At 69.5% G+C, this 3204-nt stretch carries 4 protein-coding genes; 1 reads left to right on the top strand and 3 read right to left on the bottom strand.

The genetic code is table 11. The annotated features are described in order from the left end of the window. The 3 genes from GWK61_RS58025 to GWK61_RS53475 form a co-directional block, all read right to left on the bottom strand. On the bottom strand, positions 1–183 hold a 183-nt coding region (locus GWK61_RS58025), incomplete at its 3' end, for a hypothetical protein (protein ID WP_228564495.1). Beyond that, positions 183–626: a phage tail protein gene (locus GWK61_RS53480; protein ID WP_194922089.1), complete on the bottom strand. Its 444-nt coding sequence runs from the start codon at positions 624–626 to the stop codon at positions 183–185. The genes GWK61_RS53480 and GWK61_RS58025, both read right to left, overlap by 1 nt. Before the next feature lie 157 nt (positions 627–783). Continuing rightward, entirely contained in the window at positions 784–2430 is a 1647-nt protein-coding gene (locus GWK61_RS53475) for a phage tail sheath family protein (protein WP_194922087.1), read from the bottom strand. Between the two features lie 305 nt (positions 2431–2735). Between GWK61_RS53475 and GWK61_RS53470 the strand changes: the two genes are divergently transcribed. Further along, on the top strand, positions 2736–3204 hold a 469-nt coding region (locus tag GWK61_RS53470), incomplete at its 3' end, for a COG1470 family protein (protein WP_438939835.1).

The raw sequence follows: 3204 nt of genomic DNA, 5'->3' as shown, positions 1-3204 counted from the left end.
GGCGGAGACAGAGGCGGAAGCAGGCGCGGCAGCAACCAGAGAGCCGCCCTCGGCCACCGCGACCGCCGCCACACCCTCGTCCATCATCCCGGAAACCACACCGGAAACCGTCCCAGAAACCGCCCCGGCCTGCGCCGGCACCGCCGGGGCCGCCGTCGCGGCCCCCGGGAGCGAGCGCTTCATCAGGCGATGACCAGTTCTTCGAAGGTGATCGTGACCTGCTCGGTCAGCACCTGCGCCTCACCGGCCTTGGTACCGGCCGTCTCGACCTTGCAGCACCACGCGTTGCGCAGGTCGTAGCGCTTGATCGGGTTGTTCATGTAGTCCATGTAGATGATCGTCGCGTTCTTGCGCGCCGAGCCCATGTTCCCGGCCAGCGACTCGTTGATCCAGTTCGTGAACGACGAGCTCTGCGTCTGGCCGCGGGTCACCGACACGGTGCCGCCCTGGGAGATGCCCGGCATCATCCGGACGATCGGCTTGCCCTGCGGGTTGTTCTGCACGTGCTTGATCACGTCCTGCTCCAGCTGGAGCGCGCCGACCTCGGCCAGGTACTCGACCTGCACGCCGTCGATCTGGAGGGCGAAGTTGTGCGCGGCGGCGGAGTCGCCGTTCGTCAAACCCATGGTGATCCGATTCCTTCAAGTGTGCGCTCACCGCGGTGGACGGGGTGAACGCGGTGAACGGGGTGAATAAGGGGTCGAAGACAAAGAGCGGGAAGGCAGGCCGCGCGCCCCGGCCTCATGCGAGTTCTCCTGACCGGCCGGAGCGCGCGGGGCTCGCCTACTCCTCCAGTTCGCTGCCGCCGCCGGAGATCTGCGCGAGGCGGAACACCACGAACTCGGCGGGCTTCACCGGGGCGATGCCGATCTCGCAGATCACCCGGCCGACGTCCACCGACTCCGGGGGGTTGGTCTCCTCGTCGCACTTGACGTAGTACGAGTCCTCGGCGCGGGAGCCGAACAGCGCGCCGCCGCGCCATTCGTTGACCAGGAACGCCGAGATGTTGCGCCGCACGCGCGCCCACAGCGCCTGGTCGTTCGGCTCGAAGACCACCCACTGCGTCCCGGTGAGGATCGACTCCTCCAGGTAGTTGAAGTAGCGGCGCACGTTCAGGTAGCGCCACGCCGGGTCCGAGGACAGGGTGCGGGCGCCCCAGATGCGGATGCCACGGCCGGGGAAGGCGCGGATGCAGTTCACGCCGATCGGGTTGAGCAGGTCCTGCTCGCCCTTGGTGATCTGCAGCTCCAGGTCCACCGCGCCGCGCACGATCTCGTTGGCCGGGGCCTTGTGCACGCCGCGCTCGGCGTCGCTGCGGGCCCAGACGCCGGCCATGTGGCCGCTCGGCGGGACCGCGATCGACTTGCCGGCGGCCGGGTCGAAGACCCGGATCCACGGGTAGTACATCGCCGCGTAGTGCGAGTCGTAGCCGGCTCCGGTCTGGCGCCAGTTGCGGACCTGCTGGGCGTTGAGGTTCGGCAGCGGGTCGATGATCGCGACCCGGTCGCCCATCAGCTCGCAGTGCCCGATCAAGGCCGTCTGGACCGCCTTGACCTCCTCCTGGGAGATCGTGCCCTGCTGGTAGGCGGACATCAGGTCCGGGACCGCGACCATGGTGATCTCGTCGATGGCCTCCAGGCCGCCGAAGCCGGTGCGGTCGGCGGAGTCGCCGATGTAGGAGCCGGTGGACACCGGGGCCGACGACGGCGCGTCGCCGCCGGCAGCACCGCTACCCGCGGCCGCGGCCGGCACCGCCACGCTCTGGTTGTCCGGCCGTGCCAGGGTCCCGGACCCCGCCTCCTCGACGATGATCAGCTTGGAGCGCTCGCGCACCTGGGTGGTGACGTACGACCGGCCGGCCTTCTTGTTCGCCGAGACGTCGAAGGTCTCTGCGACCTTGTCGTCGACCTTGACGAGCAGCCGGAAGCGGTCCGCGGCGTCGCCGCCCTTGTCGCCGCCGCCCTCGCCGGCCGGGACGTCGGTGACCTCGACCGTGACCTGGCCGGAGGCCCCGGGCTGGGCGGTGACCTTGAACCCGCCCAGCGCGACCGGCTCGCCGGCGGTCAGGGCCTGGCGCTCGGCGCCGGTCACGACGCCCCGGTGGCCGGAGCTGACGGCCCGGCCGTCGCCCCCGTCCACGGCGCCCGGACCGGCCAGGCCGCCCTCGACGCCGCCGACGCGGACCACGTAAGCGGTCGTCCCGCCGTTGTTGAAGAACCCGTACACCGAATGGGCCAGGTAGTAGCCCTCGGTGAACTCACCGAACTCGGCGACGAACTGGGACCAGTTGGTGACCAGCGTCGGCGCGTTCAGGGCCCCTCGCGGCGCGAGGCCGACAAAGGCCGCGACCGAGGTGCCCACGCCCTCGATCGGCCGCGAGCCGCTGGCGACCTCTTCCACGTAGACGCCTGGCGACAGATATGTCGGCATGGTCGATGTCTCCTCGCAAAAAACCGTACTCGGGTCGAAAACCGTACTCGGGCAAAAAAGTTCAGCCGCCACACTGACCGATGTCGGCTCCCCCTCGATAGGTCCACAGGGACGGACGCAGGTGCACTCGGTTCTGCCCGAACGGGCGGGGCGGGTAGACCCCTGAGTCCGGGAATCCTCCGGGAATCCCCAAGCCGCGGTCGAAGGCCTCTGACCGGCCCGTAAGGTGTCCGGGTGTCCGGGCAGGCCCGTCCGAGCAGTCGGCGCGGGCGCACGCCGGCGAGGAACGCAGGGAGCAGCGGATCGTGTGGGTTGATGTGAACCCGGTGACGGCGGACGTCGAGCCGGGTGGCGAGGCGACGGTGGCGATCACCGTGCGCAACACCGGCGACATCGTCGAGGAATACCACCTGCAGGCCACCGGCGACCCCGGACAATGGGCCGTCGTCGAACCACAGACGCTGCGGCTGTACCCGGGAACCACCGGCACCGCACAGCTGACGTTCACGCCGCCGCGCAGCTCCGAGGCACAAGCCGGACCACAGCCCTACGCGGTGAAAATCACCCCACGCGAAGACCGCGAAAACACCTACGCCATCGAAGGCATCCTGCGCGTCGCAGAATTCGCCGACCTGCGCGCAGAACTCGTACCCTCCACCACCCGCGGCTGGCACCGCGGCCGCGTCCGACTGGCCGTCGACAACTACAGCAACGTCGCCACCAGCGCCGCCGTAGCCACCACCTCCAACAACACCAACCTGCACATCGACATCC

Source organism: Catenulispora rubra, from assembly GCF_015356825.1.
Lineage (GTDB): Bacteria > Actinomycetota > Actinomycetes > Streptomycetales > Catenulisporaceae > Catenulispora > Catenulispora rubra.
Note: the sequence above shows the minus strand (reverse complement) of the source record. Positions and strands in the feature narration are given on the sequence as shown.